Raw genomic sequence first — 19,162 nt, forward strand, 5'->3', positions numbered from 1 at the left:
CCGAACCTACTTCATTAATTAATTTTTACGATGGATCCTTTAATCGTAATTAGCCCATCGGATTTAAGATTCAAAGCTGCTGATGCCTTAAGATCGAGTGTTGCAGCTGCTTCGATTGCAATTTGAGTAGATTTCAACTTAATGGCTTTACTGCTTTCAATGGTGGCGTCTCCCTTATTGTTGATGACAATTTTGGTCGTACCACTTTTCACTTCTATTTCATTGCTGGAGCCGCCCTTTATTGTAATGATTGTTTGACCATTTTGCTCCTGCAGCTTAATCGTATCGTCCTTCTCCGAAATCTCCAGCTTTTGCCCTTTTTTGGTCTTCATCGTAATCTTGCCGTTCCCATCCGTATCATCAAACATCATCTCATGCCCAGCTCTTGACGTAATTTTACGGATATTATTTTTTTCATCCTTGCCAGAGGGCGGTGGTCCTTGTTTGTTCCACAAGCTGCCAATCACGATCGGTTCACGAATATCTCCCATTTGAAAAGCAACCAGCACTTCATCGCCTACCTCTGGCAAAAATAAAGTACCACGCCCGCCACCAGCCATTAATGTTGTCATTCGTGCCCAGTCGAGGGCATTCTTATCGTCAAGGATCGGAATTTTCACCTTTACGCGTCCCAAGTTTTCCGGGTCTTTATTGTCCGTAACAATCCCCACGTATACACCATGAACGAGCCCTAGCAATCGGTCATTCATCGAATTAAGTGATTCAAACATTTCATTCATGTCTACACCGCATTTCCCTGCACCCTGAACTGGGTTGTATAACCAGATTCGTCTATCGTATGGGTGGCGCTTTTTATATAATAAGGCTGGTTTAAACGTTTACCGAGTCCATCTAGCTTGATATATCTTCCAGCACGAATCTCAGGAAGCCCCAGACATTCCGCATTGCCAGAAAGCAGTCTCATTGCCCGTTCGTCCATCGCTGCTTCAGCCTTTTCTTTTGCATCTTGAGTATCTTCTGCATTTAAATATAGAAATTCCTCGAAATCGCCTAATGGTTTAAGCAAATCGGGACCTGTCTTCGAATTTGAACCAATTTTACTGACAGAAGTAGAGGAAGCCTCGATAATCTGTTGATTTTTTGCATCCCAGCTTTTTACTGTAACCTTAGTCACCTGATCTGAGATGTTCTGTTCTAGATTAAAATGCATTAAATGCTTTCCCCATGACAGTGTCATCAACGGAGTCTTATTTACGTTCTTCTTTCGAAAATACAATGTTTTGCCTACAATATAAAATTCATAGTTTAAGCTTTGGGCTAAATCTTGCAAAAATTGATAGTCATTTCCCGGTTTTTTTGGAAAGCTTGGTATAACCTTTGTCGTTGCATCGATGACGAAGCTGTTTGCTCCATATTTTTGTCCGAGCTCTTTTACAACGTCTGATATTTTTTTGTTAGACCATGTTTTCGCATTGCGGCCCCTCATCATTTTGAAAGATAAATCCATTCCTGTTACTTTTAACTTTGGTGCTTCTCCCCTTAGAAACTCTATATCAACGGAAGTAATGTAGCCAAAAAACATAGGAGTCATCCGATCGGTATAGCCCATATGAACCTCAATCGAAGTTCCAAGCACTAATAACTGATCCAGCCATTGAAAGTCTCTGCTAATCAAGTTATAAGCATTAACGATCGTAAAGGTGATTGTATCCGATTCTTGTGAGGTTGTAGTATCAACGGATAACGAATGGATCGCCATGCCCTCGCGTACTGCATCCTTATCATTGATAAGCAGCTTAAAGCCCGGTGCAATAAACTTCCGATATTTCGTTTCAAGCTCATCGAAGGTATGCTTTTCAGTTCCTAATTTCAAATTGCTCATGGTCGATATCACTCACCTTATCCATACAAGCGTGGAATCTTAATCACTGTCCCCGATTCAAGCCGTTTTGGATTCTCGATGCCGTTGGCACGAGCAATTTCCCTCCACATTCCCGGATCCTCGTATTCCTCCGCAGCAATATGCCACAATTGATCTCCTTGCTTGATCATTCGTTGCTTGGTGCGGTCGGCAGATTGACGAGGAATATGCTTAAATTGCTCTGTGATGCTCTGAACTGCTTTGAATGTAACATTCAATGTAGCTCGTACCGGAATTCCTGAATCAAGAAACATGGTATACTTCTGGGACACCTTCTCAACAACGCCCTTAAACTGCAAGGTTCCCCATACAAATTTACATAGTGGCGGCGCGTGCAAATCCTTATCCACATCCAGTAAGCCAGCTATTTGAATCGTATGTTTTCTAACATCCGTTCTTTTCTCATAGGAATCAAAAAACAAATCCATATTCAACGTCGTAGCTTCACCACTAATAAATTGTGCGATTGGCTGAGATAATCCTGGAATCGTCTGCCAAGAATATTGATTCGAGGATTCCATGACATACTCGTTCGGATTAAACAATACATCTATACGTTCTGTATTAGGTCCATAATGGACCAAGATCATTGCTTTCTTAAGTGCCACCTTTAATCTCACCTCTATCTATATAAAAATAGGACTAGTGCCCTCTTCGCTGCTGTTCCAATCGAATGCGGCTCGAAAAATCCCTATACATTTGATCCGTTAATCGTTTCATATCCAAGCTTGGCTTGGACCATTGTACCTTCGCCTGATTCAGATCGCTTTCAACCGTTCTAATCGCTGACTCCAAGCTTTTGATGATTTCCTTCTCCGGTGCCTCTTTGGGTGCCGGCTTTATCACTACCTCAAGAGGGACAGCCTTCATGGGCTGCATCTCCTTGGTGAGAAGGGTCGATCTAACCTTTAGCCAATCCATTTCGCGCCGCGCCGTGGGAGATGCTTCACCTCTCTCAACAAGCTGATACCGTTGCAAATTAACCAACGCTTTATGATTCTTATTTATTTGGCTGAGGACCTGTGTATGATTCGTTGAACTCGTAATATTTTTTGTAATCCGCTCATTTATTTGATTCGTTATAAGAATTGAGTTGATCCTATTCGTCTCGTTATTCGTACGACTCACAACATGGCTCACTTGATTAGTCACATTACGTTGTCGATGCACCACATTCGCTACTTGGTGCTTATCATTCGGTTGATTCAGCTCTTTTTTTTGATTCGATATATCCGTTTGATTCGTTGTATGTGTATGAATAATCGTACGATTACGATTCGTTAATCGAATTTGATTCGTCAAACGTGCTTCATTCGTTACGTCATTCGTCCGATTCACGATATGGCTGATCTGGTTCGTCTCATTCCGTAGTCGACGCACAACATTCGCTACTTGCCTATTTTCATTCGTTCGTTTCAGCTCAATAGACTGATTCTGGTTATGTTTCTGATTCGATGTTTCTATTTGATTCATCTTAAACGTTTGATTCGTTATACGATGTTGGTTTATCACTCGTGCTTTATTTGTCACGGTATAGGTAACATTATTCATCCGATTGAGGACTTTGCTGATTTGGTTCGTCTCAATCCGTAGTCGACGCACCACATTCGCTACCTGTCTCGTCTCATTCGTTCGAATCAGCTCATTAGACTGATTCTGCTCATTCTTTTGATTCGTTGTTTTTGTTTGATTCGTCTTAACCTTTCGGTTCGTTATACGCACATGATTCGTTAAACGAGCTTCATTCATTACGTTATTCGTCCGGTTCAGGACATTGCTAATCTGGTTCGTCTCATTCCGTAGTCGACGCACCACATTCGCTACTTGTCTCGTTTCATTCGTTCGGTTCAGCTCATTGGACTGATTCTGGTCATTTTTTTGATTCGTTGTTTCTGTTTGATTGGTTGGTCCTATTAGATTCGACTGACGGATTTGATTTGATATACGATGTTGGTTCATCACTCGTGCTTTATTCGTCACGGTATACGTCACGTTATTCATCCGATTCACAACAAGGCTCTCTTGGTTCGTCTCGCTCAGTTGTCGACGCACCACATTCGCTACCTGTCTCGTCTCATTCGTTCGATTCAGATCACTAGATTGAGTATGGTCATTTTTTTGATTTGTTGGTTCTATGTGATTTGTTGGTTCTATGACATTCGTCTGGCGAGTTTGATTCGTGATACGATGTTGGTTTAATACTCGAGCTTTATTCGTCACGGTAAAAGTCACGTTATTTACCCGATTGAGAACATTGCTGATTTGGTGCGTCTCATTCCGTAGTCGACGTACCACATTCGCTACTAGTCTCGTCTCATTCGTTCGATTCAGCTCGATAGTCTCATTCTGGTCATTCTTTCTATTCATTGGATATGTATAATCCGTTTTAACCGCTCGGTTCGTTATGCGTACATAATTCGTCAATCTAGCTTCATTCGTTACGTCATTCGTCCGATTCAATATATTACTGATCTGATTCGTCTCGTTCCGTAGTCGACGCACCACATTTGCTACTTGCCTAATCTCATTCGTTCGATTCAGCTCAATAGACTGATTCTGGTTAGTCTCCTGATTCGTTGTTTCTGTGTGATTCATCTTAAGCGTTTTTTTCGTTATACGATGTTGGTTTATCACTCGTGCTTTATTCGTAACGGTATAGGTCACGTTATTCGTCTGGTTGAGGACATTGCTGATCTGATTCGTCTCGTTTCGTAGTCGACGCACCACATTCGCTATCTGTCTCGTTTCATTCGTTTGATTCAGCTCATTAGTCTGATTCTGATCAGCCTTATGATTCGTTGTTTCTGTTTGATTCGACTTAATCGTTCGGTTCGTTATACGCACATGATTCGTCAATCGAACTTCATTCGTCATGCTATTCGACTGATTCACAACATGGTTTACTTGGTTCGTCTCATTGCGTTGTCGACGCACCACATTCGAAACCTGCCTCTTCTCATTCGTTTGATTCTGGTCAATAGGAAGATTCTGGTCAATCTTTTGATTCGTTGTTTCAATTAGATTCGTTTTACGAGATGGATCAGTTTGATTTGTTTTGCTAGATGAATTTATTATTCGATGCTGATTCAACACTCGTGCTTTATTAGTCACAGTATACGTCACGTTATTCGTCCGATTCACAACTTCGCTTACTTGGTTCGCCTCATTGCGTTTTCGACGCACCATATTCGCTATCTGTCCAGCCTGATTCGATTGTTTCAGCTCATTAGTCTGATACTGGTCATTCTTTATATTCTTTGTATTTGTTGTTTCTGTTTCTATTGGATTTGTCTTAATCGTTCGGTTCGTAATACTTACATGATTCGTCAAATGAACTTCATCTGCCACGTTATTCGTTCGATTCACAACATTACTCACCTGATTCGTCTCATTACGCTGACGACGTATCACATTTGCTACCTGACGCTTCTCTCTGCTTTCAACTAGCACATGCGTCTGATTTGTCGTACGGTTTTGATTCGTTAATCGAACTTCATTCGCCACGCTATTCGTCCGATTCACAATATTGCTCACATGATTCGTCTCATTTAGCTGACGACGTACCACATTAGCTACCTGACGCTTCTCGCTGCCTTCTTGAACCTCAAGCACTTGCTGTGATGTCAAATTTCGACGCTTCACATTCCGATTTTCTTCAAGCATACTTGGAAGACTAGAATGCTGGATCCTCTCCAGCGTTCTTGTACTTTCTACGAAATTAGCATGTCGCCTAATGCTCTCAGGAACGTTTAAAGCCTTCTGCACCTTCTGCCTTTGTGGCAATCGGGAGGGGGAGGGGGATTCTGAACTAATTAACGTAGGCGATAAGCCTGCTAACGGCAGCTTTTGCATCTTAGCAAATTGTTGTTTTACAGTCTGAAGCGTGTTTATGATTGCTTGCAGATGTAAGGGTACGCGAATACGATTGATCGGAATTACAATACCTTGCTTCGCGGATCGTAGATCCACCTGTGAAAGCGCTGGAATCCTCACAGGAACGCCCATTTGCAACGCTTTATCTGCTTGCACTCTCCTACTTGGAAGCAATGGCTCCGCTTGTTTGCTTCCTTCTTTCAACAGCACCGTTATCTGTCTATCCTGACGGATCATCGACGTTGAAATAGCCCCATTGATTCGTTGAAAATCCGAATTTAAATGAATGATCCGATTCATTTGGGTATGAATATAGGTCAATTTAACGTGCAACGGCATCACTGGATACGTTCGTGAAATCGATATTTGAATGGGACGATCTCTGAATGCAGCTTTCCGAGCACGAGACGACTCCACATGCACCATACCGCTCCGATTAGTGGATTGCCCAACAACCCATCCATATTTCATCGATAAACGATCTGCAAAAGTGCCGTCTGTCAACCGAATCGACTTTAATGGATTAGATGATTTCATTGCGTTGGCAACCCCCTTACCTACTTATCAAGTATGCTATTACAACATTTTAAAGCCATTATGTGTTAACTCTATTTGCTCCACAGCAACTTCACTAGCCGTTGCATTCATCTCAGGGCCCGTCCACTTAGTTGGGTAAGCATCATAGAAATTCCAACGTCGAAATTCCTGATCGCGCTCATTATACAAAATAATGGAGCCGCTTTTCCGCACGATTTTGCCCTCAATGACATCGTAATACCAATTCCATAGCTCATTCGACAGGGTCATCCCCCGCTTTAACGAAAGAGGTACCAGCTTAGTTCGAGTAGGTAAACGATGAACATATTGATTCAAACCGCCCTCTGCTACTTCTTCCACCTCTGTCTCGACACTAAGCCCACTTACCTCTGAGAATCCTGCGACCAGCATACCGTCGAGCTCAACCATAAAGCGATACGCCCCAACAACATATGGCCGTACTTGATCTGTTCGTTGATTCATGTGAGATCCCCCCTACTTAAATACATCGAAAGGATTGTGTCGATCTGGCTCGTCACTCATCTTTCGATTAATCTTCGAGATTTCCTCACACCACTTGCGGCGTTCGCGGTGCTCCATATCCATAATGACATCATGTGACCAGTGGAAGTAGTAAGCTATAAATCCGGTTTCTTCATAAAGACGACTCTCCGGATATAAGCTTAAGCCCCTTCCATCTCGGATAAAAAAGAGATATCCACCTCGTGTTCATGCTCACACTTAGGACAAATGGCTTTTACTGACAGCTTTTCTGTCTCATTGATCTCACGATAAAGGTTTTGCAAAAAAGCTAGATCCGCTGTAAAAAGCTTTTCTATCGTCTTGGTATCTACAGCACGCAGATCGCCTAGCTTAGTAATAACACGTGCTAATAAAATAATAGTCAGATAACCTGGATTTTGTTGTACGCGCTGATCTCTCATGGGTAGAATCTCATCAGCAGCCGTTGCCAATCTCATCGTACCTCTGCGATGCAAATTCCCATTTTCATCTACATATCCTCTAGGCAACTCAAACTCATATTCTGTTTTGAAAGACATGATGTCACTCCTCTTTACTTTATTTATTCCAAAAAAAGATAAGAAACGGACGAAGGAACAACGATAAATAACGTTGTTCCCCTGTCCTATTTATTATTGTGTACGAAGCATACCTTCATGAGCCAGCTCTAATAGCTCAATTGCGACTTCAGATGCAGTAGCATTAAAATCTGGTGCCGTGTATTTGGTTGGCCATGCTTCAATAACCTGCCAAGTCGCTACATCTTCGCCCTCTTCATCGATGGCAATAATAGTAACTGTTTTTCTCTCAACATTGCCTTCTACAACACAATCTTGGATCCACTCGAATAGATCCATCGTTTCAGTAGCGCCCCATTTCAAAGAAATGTTGCCATACTTAGCAAGACCAGGTAGTTTCCGTGGAGTAATAACATCCGTACCCTCTCTGTACTCAATAACATCAAGTGACGCATCAAAACCAGATACTTCGCTAAAGCCTGCTTGCTCAATGCCTTCTACCTCTACACGAAATCGAAACTTGCGATATGGATCATTACGTTCGCCTGCCATAATCTATACTTCCTCTCCCATCAATTAGATTAATTATTATTGTTCATTGGTTTTTTGAGTAATGCGGAAGACAACGAACTCAGCTGGCTTCACAGGTGCGATACCGACCATACAAATCAATCGACCATTATCAATATCATCTTGAGTCATGGTGTTACTGCTGATTTCGATATAGAACGCTTCACTTGGAGATGACCCTTGCAACGCGCCACCTCGCCATACACGAGTAAGGAATGCATCAATTGTGCGATGCACGCGAGCCCATAGACGCTCATCATTCGGCTCAAATACAACCCAGTTCGTGCCAGCCTTGATCGATTCCTCTACAAAAATAAAGAGACGACGAATATTAATATATTTCCAAAGCGCATTAGATGAAGTTGTTCTTGCTCCCCAGATTCGAATCCCTTGTCCAGAGAAGCTGCGGATCAAATTAACACCTTTCGGATTCAATATATCCTGCTCGCCCTTGTTATACTGAACATCAAGACCGGTTACGCCGCGTACTACCTCGTTCGCCGGTGCTTTCTCCACGCCGCGAGTACTGTCACTTCGTGCATACACGCCAGCTACGGAGCCAGATGGAGGAACAAAAATATTACGTTTCTCTAGCGGATCAAACACTTGAAGCCATGGATTGTACATTGCTGCATAGCTCGAGTCAAAAATATCACGATGCGTAAGTACGTCCTGCACCTTTGTTTTCTCTCTAGGAATATCTAGAATAGCAAATCGACTGCCTAGATTTTCACAATGTGCAACGAGTGCCAACTGAACAGCAGGTTCTGTAACCCCTGGAACAGAGATAATGCTTACTTGATCATTATCAACAAAGGCTTGAATTCCAGTACGTTTACCAGGACCGTTATCCTCACCAACATAATTGGAGACACTAATACCTTCAAGTGTTCCATCCGAACCACCAGCAAGTGAAACTGTATATTTGGCAATATCATCAAAGAGCGCAGCGACACTGCCTTCACCAGCAGCCTGAATCGTAATCAATGATGAGCGTGAAGCTGCTTTGTCAACATAATTTGCCGATAGTGGATTGAATGAACAGTTTTCGAAGGTTTCCGCCTCGTCTCCATAGGAAACATGTAGCGTAAATTCCGAAGTAGCAAGCACTTTCACTGGCAGCAATCCATTGTCCACAACTTTACCTTCAAGTGGGCTTTCAAGCTCAATCACTTGATCTCGAGCTTGAACAACTCGTCCAGTTACTTTGTTGCTTCCATTAAAAAATGTAACCTCATCGCCTTCTTGAAAGCCGTTACTATTTTTAACACGATATTTGCCTTCGCCAAGATCCTCAAAAATTTGTGTTTTTGCTTTGCTGGAAGGCACACAAGCGATTCTCATTTGATTAGCCCAAGCACCTGAATTTTTAGCAGAAATGTTGAAGAACTCGCCATCATTTGTGGCAACTGCAGCATCAGAAGGTGCAACCCTCATAATAAAAGCCTGTGAGCCGCCATTTACAAAAAACTGTTCAACAGCATAAGCCAAAAAGCGATAGGAGCCAAATTGATTATCTGATAAATAGCTACCATAATTGCGTTTGAAATCATTCATACTTGTAATAAGCGCCGGTAATCCTTCTACAGGACCACGCTCAGCAAGACCAATGAAGCCTGCTACACTCGTACTAACTCCCGACAGCGGTTGACCTGCACTATCAAATTCCTCCACATATACACCTGGTGAAAAATATTCAGCCATTTTGTTTACCCGACCTTCTTACAGGAAAGATCTCCAAGCATCGTTCCAGAAAATCGGTTCCTCCTTTCAGAATGTAAAATTATGCAAGATCGACTCATAGCATATGATTCGACCGCAGCAATTAAGATAACTAGCTTTGTTCTACCTTCAGATGACGTTCGCGAACTCGTGATACACTCTTCGTTCTCGTAGAATCCAAATAAACAGGACCTATCTTATAGCTGAGCGATAACTTATAGGGGAGGCTTGGAAACAAGCTTATCGCTGTTTCCAGTGGTATTTCTTCCTTCACGATTCGGTAAGCGCCATTCGTACCTGCCAGCGAGCCTACCAAATCCTCCCCCTTAAGAATGTTATGATCATGAAGCACCTGCATCATTTTCCCCATGATTCGCTGCTCATCTATTGCTCGAGTCAGCACATCAGAGGCAGAATGTGCCGTAATGAGATAGGATAGATCTAGTGCGATTGGAGGATATCTCATCCGGTCGCCTTGATCAATCAAGTCATTGCTTCTAAAATCTGTATTCTCTTTAATTTCATATAAATAAAGGCTCAAATTCATATCACCCTTATCGCCGGGGTGAGCAAGCCCAACCCCATCCGTATGAGCGATTAATTCAGGAACCAGTTCCTCACGCAGCACCTTAACCAGTGACAACCCTATATCAGTAACAACAGAATAATCTGCCACTCATTTTACCCCTTCCAAAACTCGGCGTAAGGACCTAAACGGTCCTTGAGCAACAATTTACCTGTTTTCTTATACTCTTGAATAACACTTTCAATCATATGCTTCATAGCTAACGACGTTCCTTCACTCACAGCAAGATAGGCTGCAGTCAAGATAACGTTCTTTATCGATCCGCCAGCAAGCTCGAACGTTTGCGACAAGAAGGCATAATCAATTTCCTCAGATGGCACCTGCGATGGAATCGCTGAACGCCATAGCTGCTCCCTCTGCTCCGCATTTGGAAATGGATACTTGATAATAAATTGGATCCTTCTCGTAAAAGCATCATCCAAATTTTGCGCAAAATTAGTGGCAAGTATCGTCAGACCGTCGTATTCTTCCATCTTCTGAAGCAGAAACGAAGTTTCCATATTGGCATATTTATCATGAGCGTCCTTGACCTCAGATCGTTTGCCAAAAAGGGCATCCGCTTCATCAAAGAACAAAATAGCACCACTTAACTTCGCTTGATCAAAAATATCACTCAAATTTTTCTCAGTCTCGCCAATGTACTTGCTTACAACTCTAGACAGATCTACCCGATACAGCTCGGCTTCCATTTCCTTCGCCATAACTAAGGCAGACATCGTCTTGCCTGTTCCCGGAGGTCCAGTAAACATCATGCTGATGCCTCTGCCGTAAGGCAGTACTCGATCGAAGCCCCAATGATGCATGACCGTATGGCGATGCTTAATTCGGTTACATGCTTGCCGCAATAATTGCAGCGTATCATACGGAAGAATCAGATCCTCCCACCTAAATTTCGACTCTACCTTTGCGGCTTTGTTTTGCAGTTGATGATTTGTTAATTGATAAGCGGATTGGTGCAGAAGCTTAGAAGGAGAAGCAGCCGCTTGAGGCATGAATGACGCTGAATCTTGCCATTTCTCCAGCTTACGGGCCTCTTCAACGGTAGTGATCATTTGACCTGAGGTAAATCTGAACTTCCCGGCCAGCTGACTAACCTCATTAGTAGTTACTAACCAATGCTTCTGCGTTAACTGCTCCCATAACTTCTGGCTTTGTTCAAGATCGGGCATCGGGATAACGATATTCACCCATGTCGTATCCGGCATTCTGATCGGCGGTTTAACTAGCTCTTCGCTAAATAGAAATACGATACCCGTCCAATCTAGCAGCCTCTCAAACAACCATTGCTTTCGCCTATCATTCCCTGTCGTGAGGCTCTGAGTTGACTGCAGTGTATGTATTCGGTCAAAGGCTGGAATCGCATCTATAAGTGCAGCTTCCATTAGTACCTGATCGATGACCTGTCTAAATGCATCTTGTTGCTCCGGTGCATGCGATAGATCAAATTCCAAAAGAGGGCGATTTAATATTTTTGAAATATGTCTCGCATGAAACGTTTTACCGCTTCCAGTTGGACCTTGAAGTACCCATATTAAAGACGTCATACGAGAATCTCTATCGGTCATATACTTTTGCATATGGGTATGAATATCTTCATTGATAAGCAAAGAAGGCAGCTCCTGATGATTAGCACACGAATAGTTCTTTAGTGAAGCTAATGCTCCATCATAACGCCATTCAATACCTAATAAGAAGTAAATCAACCGCGGTTCGAGACGAATTGGCTCATTTAGCAGTGAGAAGTGTTTCAAATCATTTATATTGGTGTAAGAATTGAAGAAGCCCTTCATATAGCTGTTCGAGCTTGTCATGATCTCATAAGCATATTTACGTTCAGCTAGCGTCGTACAGCATAATCGAAGCATCAGATCCAGTGTCAAATGTTGAATGGTCATATCATCCTGCAAATAGGCATACAGCTTTAGATACTTACGGTTGACATGTGGAGCAATTGCAACAATCAGCAACCGAATATCAAGCTCATTTAATCGAAAACCAGTTTTCAGCAAATCAATTGGCAATAAAGTATGCTCTTGTCTGCTCTTCTGCAATCTTGCAGCAACGCGTGTCTTAAGCTGATGCAGCAGCAGCTCCTGTTCAGCTGTATGCTGTAAGACTGGTTCATCCTTATCCAGTAAAGCTTTAGCTTCCGCCACACTGAAGTACATGCCTCGAAAAGCATCTACGGATACGGCTTCTTCCTCTGTAGAGAGCATGCGCTGCATCTCAAATTCAAGTAGGACATCGAGAATAATAAGCTCGTCTAGTAAATAGTCTTTGGGATGCTCATATGCATCAACCATTGAGGTCAAATGAAGTATATTATCCATCTTATTGAATCCCACTTATCTTCATCTGGTTCTTCGGGATCATCACACCCCACTTCTCAATTAATCATTTAATTCTTTCATCTTTCATTTTCACATGATGCCTCGAGTTTCGCAACCTTTTTTGTATATTTTTAGCTAATATTGTCGTTATGTGCTAAGTATTTAATTATCATCATAGCAATATCGTCAGATTGTGCGTAATAATTAGAGAATAAAAGCACTTCTTGACGCAATGTCTCCGTAATAATCGCAGGAGATTTATCCGTTATGTGCTGCAAAGTTTGGCGCAATCGTTCGGTACCAAACCATTCCCCATTTGCATTTTCCGCTTCCGTTATTCCATCGGTATACAATACTATCGAATCGCCTGAATGGAGCTGAATCTCGCAATCTTTATACTCCGTATCTGAGAAAATACCAATCGGCAAGCTCTTCACACCATGTAATTCACTAATCTTATCCCCAGATAGTACATAAGGCGTACAATGCCCACCGTCACAATAGCTCATCTTTCCGGTTTTTGTATTCAGTATCGCAAGGAAAATGGTAGCAAACATCGTTGAATCCTCCGTACTTATCTCACGATTGATCTGCCCAATAATGGTCGCGGGAGAATGATTCCCGCTTGCTTTGGCCTTAATCCAAATCATAAGTCCAGACATAAACAACGCAGCAGGCATTCCCTTATCCGATACATCACCTAAGCAAACGAGCAACCGATTCTCATCCAGCTGAATAAAATGATAGAAATCCCCGCCGACCTCCCGTGCCGGAATGAGGCATGCATTTAAATCGATTTCCGCAGTCCTTAGTACTTCACCTGGGAGAAAACTGTGCTGAATTTCCTTCGCAATTTTCATTTCGCTTTCCATACGCTCTTTCACTGCGGTCGTTATACGTAAATTTTCCATCGATTCAAGCAGTGCTTCATAAAGAAGCATATTTTCAAGTGCAATCGCCGCTGGTGAAGAGATCATCTCTAACAAACGAAGATCCTGTCCGTTGAATGCTCGTTTCCCCTTTTTATTGATCACCTGCAGTACACCTAACGTTTTACCATTGGAGCGTACAGGTACACAGATCATATTGCGTGTTGGAATTTTCACTTTGGCTGATACTCGATTCGACCATCGCTCATCCTTGCTAACATCGGCAATGAGCACGGATTCACCAGTTGAAGCAACCAATCCAGCAATGCCTTCCCCAGCTTTCAGTCGAATCTGTTTAATCTCGTCATTCTTTTCTCCCGTTGCCACTTCAAAATATAATTCTTTCGTTTTTTCATCGACTAAAATAATAGATGTGCCTTCAGCGTGGAGAGTACGAGCCGTTGTTGCCATAATAATCTCCAGCAGCTCCTTTCGCTTAATGGTCGAGCTCAAACGCAAACCTATATCCATTAAGGTAGTTGTTCTACTCCGCTCTAAGTTCAACTTCCAAATAACAGCCAGAGCATAACTTAAAGCAGCGCCAAGCAATGCGATCGCTATTATGATGAACACTGTACCACTCCTCTTAAAACGTGCAGACTATGCTCGAATGAATTGCAATGCTTCTTCTCGCGCAGGGAAGATTTCAAAGATTGTGGAAAACCCTGAAATTTGAAATACTTCCTGCACATTCGCATTCAGTTTGCATAGTGCAATTTTACCGGCAATCGCTCTCGTTTTTTTCACAGAAAGCAGCATCACTCTAAGACCGGCACTGCTTATATACTCTAGCTCGCTCATATCAAATACGAATTGCTTCATCCCCTGACCAAGCAGCTCCAGAAAGCGTTGTTCAACTTCCCCCATCGTCGTTCCATCCAGTCTACCTGATAGGCTGATGATACTGATTTCATCTTGTTGCTCGACATTAATCATCATTAAAGCTCACACCTTCCATTTTGGTTCTCTCACTACATTCTTTTATAAAGCTTCAAATGATTGCATTCATCAATTCTTTGATAAGTGCAGCAGTCCATAAGCTCTTTCATCAAGTAAATGCCTAGACCGCCAATCTCTCGCTCTTCAGCAGATAGAGCAACATTAGGCGTTTCCTGTCGTAATGGATCAAAGGCTGGCGCATAATCAATAAAATAGATTAAAATCTCATCATCATCGCTGTTATAAGAAATCTGAAAGTGAATTTCTGACGAAGATTGCTTTTCCTTTGAAAGCTTCTGATAGCCATGGGTGATTATATTTATGAACCATTCTTCACACACAAGCTGCAGTTGCAGCATTACTTCCTGTGAAATCTGCTGCTCATCGCAAAATAAAGCGATATGTTGCCTTAATTGATTCCAGTGCAGCAAGTCCGATGAAACGGTGACAAAATGTCTCCTCATGATCATCACAACTCCTATCCGAGCTTAAGCAGCATATGCTCGAGTGATCTTAATCGCTGACTGATGGAGCGCAGCAGGCCTATTCCAATATCTGGATACAAACGCACTAATCGCGCCGCTTCCACACCTTCAATTTCTAGCACTCTTGCATCATCGAACAGCACTTCTGCCGATACGAGTGATGGAAGATCATCAAATAGTCCGGCTTCGCCAATCGTTTGCTTAGAACCTAAAATCCCAATCGTTCCTTCTGTACCATCCTCATTCTTGCCGCTGACTTCCACATGGCCTTCAATAATAATGACAATCGCTTGGCTCGCCTCACCCTGCTTTATTAAAAATTCACCATCATGATATATTTTTTCATGTGCAATGCTAGCTACTCTTCCTAATTCCTCAATGGAAATCTCTTGGAACAACGAAACCTGCTTCAAGAACACAATCTTATCCAAAGCGCTTAAATACTCCCAATTATTCATTAACAGCGCTCCTCCTTCCACCGCTCCTGATTTGACTGCTAATGCTTGAAGCCAGGGGTCCGTCACTTCCCCCTCAAAGCTCTCGATGCTTTGCTTTCGGGTACCTTTCCCCTCTGTATGGGATCGTTCACGATAAAACGCAAGCAGCGTCGAATCCAGCTTTGAATTACCCAAGCCCTCCGACAGAATTTCCAAGCCATGATCGCGGATTTCTTCATCGGGGTCCTCTACCGCACGTCGCAGCTGCGGGATCGAACGCTCATCACCAAAGCGAATCATAATTGTCCAAATCGTATCCAATATATACGCCGTCATTTCCTCAACCCTTGATTTTGCTAATCCCGTCCATTCTTGCTTGTTCATCGCTTCAATTCGTGCTGTTACCGCATGACTTGCAGATAACGCTTGAAGCCTCTGTATACAAGAGGGCACGACGATTTCCCTAATCTCTTGGTCCGAGCCAATGGCATTGGCTACCGAAACCGCCGTCCGCCAAATCTCATCATTAGGTGAGGATATAAACCGAACCAATTCAGGCATGCCCGCAGCTCCACCCTCGATTAATGCTTCCTCAATAGCGAGCCGAAGCTCCTTGTCAGCACCAACGAGCAGTTCCATTAAGCTGGAAACAACCTCGCTGCCGCCCATTTTCCCCATCGCGCTTACCGCATTAAGCTTAACGATTGTTGTCTGAGACAGCAGGCACATCATGACATCAAAATACAAGCTCTGCAGCTTGCGTTCTCCGATAATTTGCGAAGCAAGAACCGCCGATTCCATACCCTCTCCCAGCATTCTACGCAAATCATCAAGCAATACTGAGCTTTCCTCCATGCTTCTCCACGCTTCCGCTTGAACGAGCATACTCTCGTCTGTGCGTGCTGCTTCCATTGAATTATCTAAGCTTGCTGCTGCAGCACTGTTAGTTGCAAATAACTGACGATAAGCAATCGCTCGTACGTTCTCATTACGATCCTGCAGCAGCTCTTCCATCGTTTCCGAAGCCAATTCCCGCCATCCATCCGGATGGATGGCGGCTATCCCAAGCGCACGCCGTTCATCGGTATGCAGCTTGACATATTCCCATAACGACTTGCTAAAAACATGGTCTGGCTGGCTCGACAAAAGCTCAAGCGTAAACCGCTGTACAGTCTCATCTGATTGCTTCAATTGTTCCATTAAAGAACGCCGTACCCGATCATGCTTCATAGATTCTAGAAATTCACTCAAAAAGTCCTTTGCGGCATCTGTACTGACCTCCAAAAAACGAACGAGCTCTTTAATATACAAGTGACGAGCTCCCCATGCTAGCATAACTAGCGCCACAGCTAAACAGGTTCCGATCACGGCTTGCCACGTCAAGGAAATACCGACTTCCGAATGCAGCATAGATACTAGAGATCCAAGCAAAATCCCCGCTGAAGCGGCAATCCCCTGAGCCGTATAACGAAAGCCATCACGATGCTGAATCGGCAGCATTTTGAAAAAGAATTGATAGCTTGGTTCAGCAAAATAATAGAGCAGCAAATAAATTAGACTATAACCAATTGAAACAACAACAAGAGCCATCTCACTGCTTACTAGAAAGCTAACGAACAGAAAACAGCCCAGAAAAATAATCGTAATAGCGAAAATGGTATTGCTCGCGCCTAACCAGTCCATTAGCCTCGTTGCAAAAAGCTGCAAGAGAAGCGCTGCACAGAATAGAATAATAACCATCAAACCATAGAAGGAGGTTAATTCTGCCTCCGTGGCAAATACCTCCTGTGCGGATGTGAAATATTGATATTCGATCAGAAAGTACACCGCTGGCATTAAGGTCATAATCCCAATGACCGTTAACAAAAACGGCGAGCGAAGCGTTTGCTTCAAATAATACAACGAGGAGACGGTATCCTTCACTTCATTTTCACCGCTTTTGTTAAACGTCAACGGCAGCAAATACTGCTTAATCGAGCGCCAAAAATTAGGCAAGCCTAGCATCAATAAAACGGCTGCAAGCATATAAAGCAGTTCTGGTCCAAGCAGTGGCGCTAACGTGCTCGATATTACGCCTGCAATGATACCGCCAACAATGGCCGCCAAAACGAAGATTGGCATGACCCGCTTCGCCTGCTGTGTAGGGCATAAATCGAAGGCTGTACTCCACATCAGCAAGGTTTGCTGTCGAACGACAAAATTCGAGGCTAAAAACAATAGGATATAAAATCCAATCCACTGAATTCCTGCAAAACGAAAAATAAGCAGAACAATCCCATTAAGCAGCCCTATTGAAATAAAAAAACTATAGAGCCCCAGCATAAATTTAGGCTTAGCAATTCGCTGTGAAAAAAATGAAAGAAGCCATCCCTCCAAAGGGAGAAGAATCGCTTCTATCAAATACATCATGGGCAAATACTGCGTACCTATGCGACTATTGAAAATAGCCATAAACGACGTGTAATTGATCATCTCGGAAATACCCGCAAGAAAAAACACGGTTCCCATGACCCATACCTTCCGCCTATCTTCGTATCTTAATTGAAATAATGTTTGTATGCCTGTCAGCACTCGCAGTTCCACCTTGTAGTCAATTATTGAGACGAGCGTAATTGATGTGCGATCATTTCCTGAGTCGGTGTAGGCTTTTGGGCCGATAAGCCCAGTTTCTCCATTAATTGAATAAATGCTTTCTCTTTTTTTGTAACTCCTCGTTCAAAAATAAGAGAAACCATAATGGTAAGTAAGTAAACGTAGCATTGCCTTGTGGAAGAATAGCCATAAGCTTTAAGCTGTCGTTTACGAGCTTCCTCACGAGCCTTAGGAGGAAGGCTCACATCTAATTTCAAAAAACGATCGACAATGAGCTCGGGGGTTCCAACGGCTGATACCGATTTTTCTTTTGAATTCACGCTCGGTATAGCTTTGATTCCGAACAGTAGCCAATTTAACTGTTCATGGTCATCCAGCATTTTTTTAATATCAATTTCGGCATTCGCTTGCTTCTCCTCGCCACGGCCCAGCAGCTCCAATCCTGAAGCAAAGAAATCTCCATCTTCCTCAAGCGCCAACTCTTCTTCTTGCTCTAATTCAGTTTCTTCCTGATCTAGATAATGCTCTACTGACAGCTCGTCAGTGATGTCCAGCTTGACCTTCTCAGCTTCATTCAGCGCCGAAAGCATTTTCCCCCAATCCACCCATTTTTTCAATAATATCGTTATCGACATCGTTTTCGTAAAATCAGCAAACAGAAGCTTACGGCGATTCATCATTTTGTGAATGGCAATCTTCTTCTGTGGGATAGACAGCATCTCAAATCTTCTCATCAGCTGTGCCTTGCCTTGCTTATTCGCTTTATAATTAAGCCACAACACAATATCTTTATAAGGTGTGAGCAATCCCGTTACATCAACGGTTCCCACAGCTGCCTGAGCACCTGACTCATTCGCTGTTCCCTCTAATTCCGGCTCATCAGGCTCTAGTCTTACGCCTTCAACATTAGTTACGCCAGCAAGCAGACGCTCCCAATTCATTGGAGCATCCATTAAAGCCTCTAATCGTTCCATAGAGCCTGCCATCTCTAGCAATACAGCTTGCCTCTGAGCTGGAGATAACATTTCAAACTGTCTCCATAGTACTTGCTGATGTTCTTGAATGGCTTCTCTCTCCAGCCATTTGATTAGCCTCTCATAAGATGTTTTCACACCCTTGGATGCCTCGGTTGAAGCTTGCTTGCCATGAAGGGCATGTACCATTTTCCCAGTTGCTTGATTGCCATAGCTCTGCTGCAAAGACATCGCCCTCGTCCTTGTCCCATGCTGCCCATCACTTA

16 protein-coding genes are annotated in these 19,162 nt (G+C 43.0%); all 16 read right to left on the reverse strand.

Annotated elements, in window-relative coordinates; genetic code table 11:
* Positions 1-14 precede the first annotated feature (14 nt).
* Positions 15-710, reverse strand: coding sequence for a phage baseplate assembly protein V (locus tag E0496_RS10980; protein ID WP_241674686.1), 696 nt, complete (start codon positions 708-710; stop codon positions 15-17).
* Between the two features lie 32 nt (positions 711-742).
* Positions 743-1,843, reverse strand: a complete 1,101-nt coding sequence (locus E0496_RS10985) for a phage late control D family protein (RefSeq protein ID WP_141501586.1) — start codon at positions 1,841-1,843, stop codon at positions 743-745.
* Positions 1,844-1,860: 17 nt separating this feature from the next.
* On the reverse strand, positions 1,861-2,490 hold the full coding sequence (locus tag E0496_RS10990; protein WP_141501587.1) for a CIS tube protein: 630 nt from the start codon (positions 2,488-2,490) through the stop codon (positions 1,861-1,863).
* 34 nt (positions 2,491-2,524) lie between these two features.
* The gene (locus E0496_RS10995; RefSeq protein WP_141501588.1) at positions 2,525-6,292 is read right to left on the reverse strand and encodes a hypothetical protein; all 3,768 of its coding nucleotides are present in this window, start codon (positions 6,290-6,292) and stop codon (positions 2,525-2,527) included.
* Between the two features lie 39 nt (positions 6,293-6,331).
* The gene (locus E0496_RS11000) at positions 6,332-6,775 is read right to left on the reverse strand and encodes a phage tail protein (protein ID WP_141501589.1); all 444 of its coding nucleotides are present in this window, start codon (positions 6,773-6,775) and stop codon (positions 6,332-6,334) included.
* Between the two features lie 12 nt (positions 6,776-6,787).
* A complete protein-coding gene (locus E0496_RS37065; RefSeq protein ID WP_140000278.1) occupies positions 6,788-6,997 on the reverse strand; it encodes a DUF6760 family protein in 210 nt (69 codons plus the stop codon).
* Complete coding sequence (locus tag E0496_RS11010; RefSeq protein WP_139999749.1) at positions 6,976-7,353, reverse strand: phage tail assembly protein; 378 nt, start codon at positions 7,351-7,353, stop codon at positions 6,976-6,978. The genes E0496_RS37065 and E0496_RS11010 overlap by 22 nt, the downstream gene beginning before the upstream one ends.
* A gap of 93 nt (positions 7,354-7,446) precedes the next feature.
* Positions 7,447-7,884, reverse strand: coding sequence for a phage tail protein (locus E0496_RS11015; protein ID WP_141501590.1), 438 nt, complete (start codon positions 7,882-7,884; stop codon positions 7,447-7,449).
* A gap of 36 nt (positions 7,885-7,920) precedes the next feature.
* Entirely contained in the window at positions 7,921-9,606 is a 1,686-nt protein-coding gene (locus E0496_RS11020; RefSeq protein WP_141501591.1) for a phage tail sheath family protein, read from the reverse strand.
* A gap of 130 nt (positions 9,607-9,736) precedes the next feature.
* Positions 9,737-10,300: a Pvc16 family protein gene (locus tag E0496_RS11025; protein WP_141501592.1), complete on the reverse strand. Its 564-nt coding sequence runs from the start codon at positions 10,298-10,300 to the stop codon at positions 9,737-9,739.
* Positions 10,301-10,305: 5 nt separating this feature from the next.
* A complete protein-coding gene (locus E0496_RS11030; protein WP_141501593.1) occupies positions 10,306-12,540 on the reverse strand; it encodes an AAA family ATPase in 2,235 nt (744 codons plus the stop codon).
* A 131-nt stretch (positions 12,541-12,671) separates the two neighbouring features.
* Positions 12,672-14,042, reverse strand: coding sequence for a PP2C family protein-serine/threonine phosphatase (locus E0496_RS11035; protein ID WP_141501594.1), 1,371 nt, complete (start codon positions 14,040-14,042; stop codon positions 12,672-12,674).
* Between the two features lie 27 nt (positions 14,043-14,069).
* Positions 14,070-14,408, reverse strand: coding sequence for an STAS domain-containing protein (locus E0496_RS11040; protein ID WP_141501595.1), 339 nt, complete (start codon positions 14,406-14,408; stop codon positions 14,070-14,072).
* Positions 14,409-14,440: 32 nt separating this feature from the next.
* Complete coding sequence (locus E0496_RS11045; protein ID WP_161601370.1) at positions 14,441-14,872, reverse strand: ATP-binding protein; 432 nt, start codon at positions 14,870-14,872, stop codon at positions 14,441-14,443.
* 14 nt (positions 14,873-14,886) lie between these two features.
* Positions 14,887-17,838 (reverse strand): cyclic nucleotide-binding domain-containing protein, encoded by a 2,952-nt coding sequence (locus E0496_RS11050; protein WP_141501597.1) that lies wholly within the window; start codon positions 17,836-17,838, stop codon positions 14,887-14,889.
* 86 nt (positions 17,839-17,924) lie between these two features.
* Complete coding sequence (locus tag E0496_RS11055; protein ID WP_141501598.1) at positions 17,925-19,127, reverse strand: hypothetical protein; 1,203 nt, start codon at positions 19,125-19,127, stop codon at positions 17,925-17,927.
* Positions 19,128-19,162 lie beyond the last annotated feature (35 nt).

Origin of the sequence: Paenibacillus luteus (assembly GCF_006542765.1) — a bacterium.
Classification (GTDB): domain Bacteria; phylum Bacillota; class Bacilli; order Paenibacillales; family Paenibacillaceae; genus Pristimantibacillus; species Pristimantibacillus luteus.

What these genes read in the sequence shown, in the direction of transcription:
- E0496_RS11050 (WP_141501597.1), bottom strand. Translation starts at nt 17,838, where the DNA reads ATGGGAACCGTGTTTTTTCTTGCGGGTATTTCCGAGATGATCAATTAC.
- E0496_RS11030 (WP_141501593.1), bottom strand. Translation starts at nt 12,540, where the DNA reads ATGGATAATATACTTCATTTGACCTCAATGGTTGATGCATATGAGCAT.
- E0496_RS10980 (WP_241674686.1), bottom strand. Translation starts at nt 710, where the DNA reads ATGAATGACCGATTGCTAGGGCTCGTTCATGGTGTATACGTGGGGATT.
- E0496_RS11000 (WP_141501589.1), bottom strand. Translation starts at nt 6,775, where the DNA reads ATGAATCAACGAACAGATCAAGTACGGCCATATGTTGTTGGGGCGTAT.
- E0496_RS11010 (WP_139999749.1), bottom strand. Translation starts at nt 7,353, where the DNA reads ATGTCTTTCAAAACAGAATATGAGTTTGAGTTGCCTAGAGGATATGTA.
- E0496_RS11020 (WP_141501591.1), bottom strand. Translation starts at nt 9,606, where the DNA reads ATGGCTGAATATTTTTCACCAGGTGTATATGTGGAGGAATTTGATAGT.
- E0496_RS10985 (WP_141501586.1), bottom strand. Translation starts at nt 1,843, where the DNA reads ATGAGCAATTTGAAATTAGGAACTGAAAAGCATACCTTCGATGAGCTT.
- E0496_RS11055 (WP_141501598.1), bottom strand. Translation starts at nt 19,127, where the DNA reads ATGTCTTTGCAGCAGAGCTATGGCAATCAAGCAACTGGGAAAATGGTA.
- E0496_RS11040 (WP_141501595.1), bottom strand. Translation starts at nt 14,408, where the DNA reads ATGATGATTAATGTCGAGCAACAAGATGAAATCAGTATCATCAGCCTA.
- E0496_RS11045 (WP_161601370.1), bottom strand. Translation starts at nt 14,872, where the DNA reads ATGAGGAGACATTTTGTCACCGTTTCATCGGACTTGCTGCACTGGAAT.
- E0496_RS10995 (WP_141501588.1), bottom strand. Translation starts at nt 6,292, where the DNA reads ATGAAATCATCTAATCCATTAAAGTCGATTCGGTTGACAGACGGCACT.
- E0496_RS11015 (WP_141501590.1), bottom strand. Translation starts at nt 7,884, where the DNA reads ATGGCAGGCGAACGTAATGATCCATATCGCAAGTTTCGATTTCGTGTA.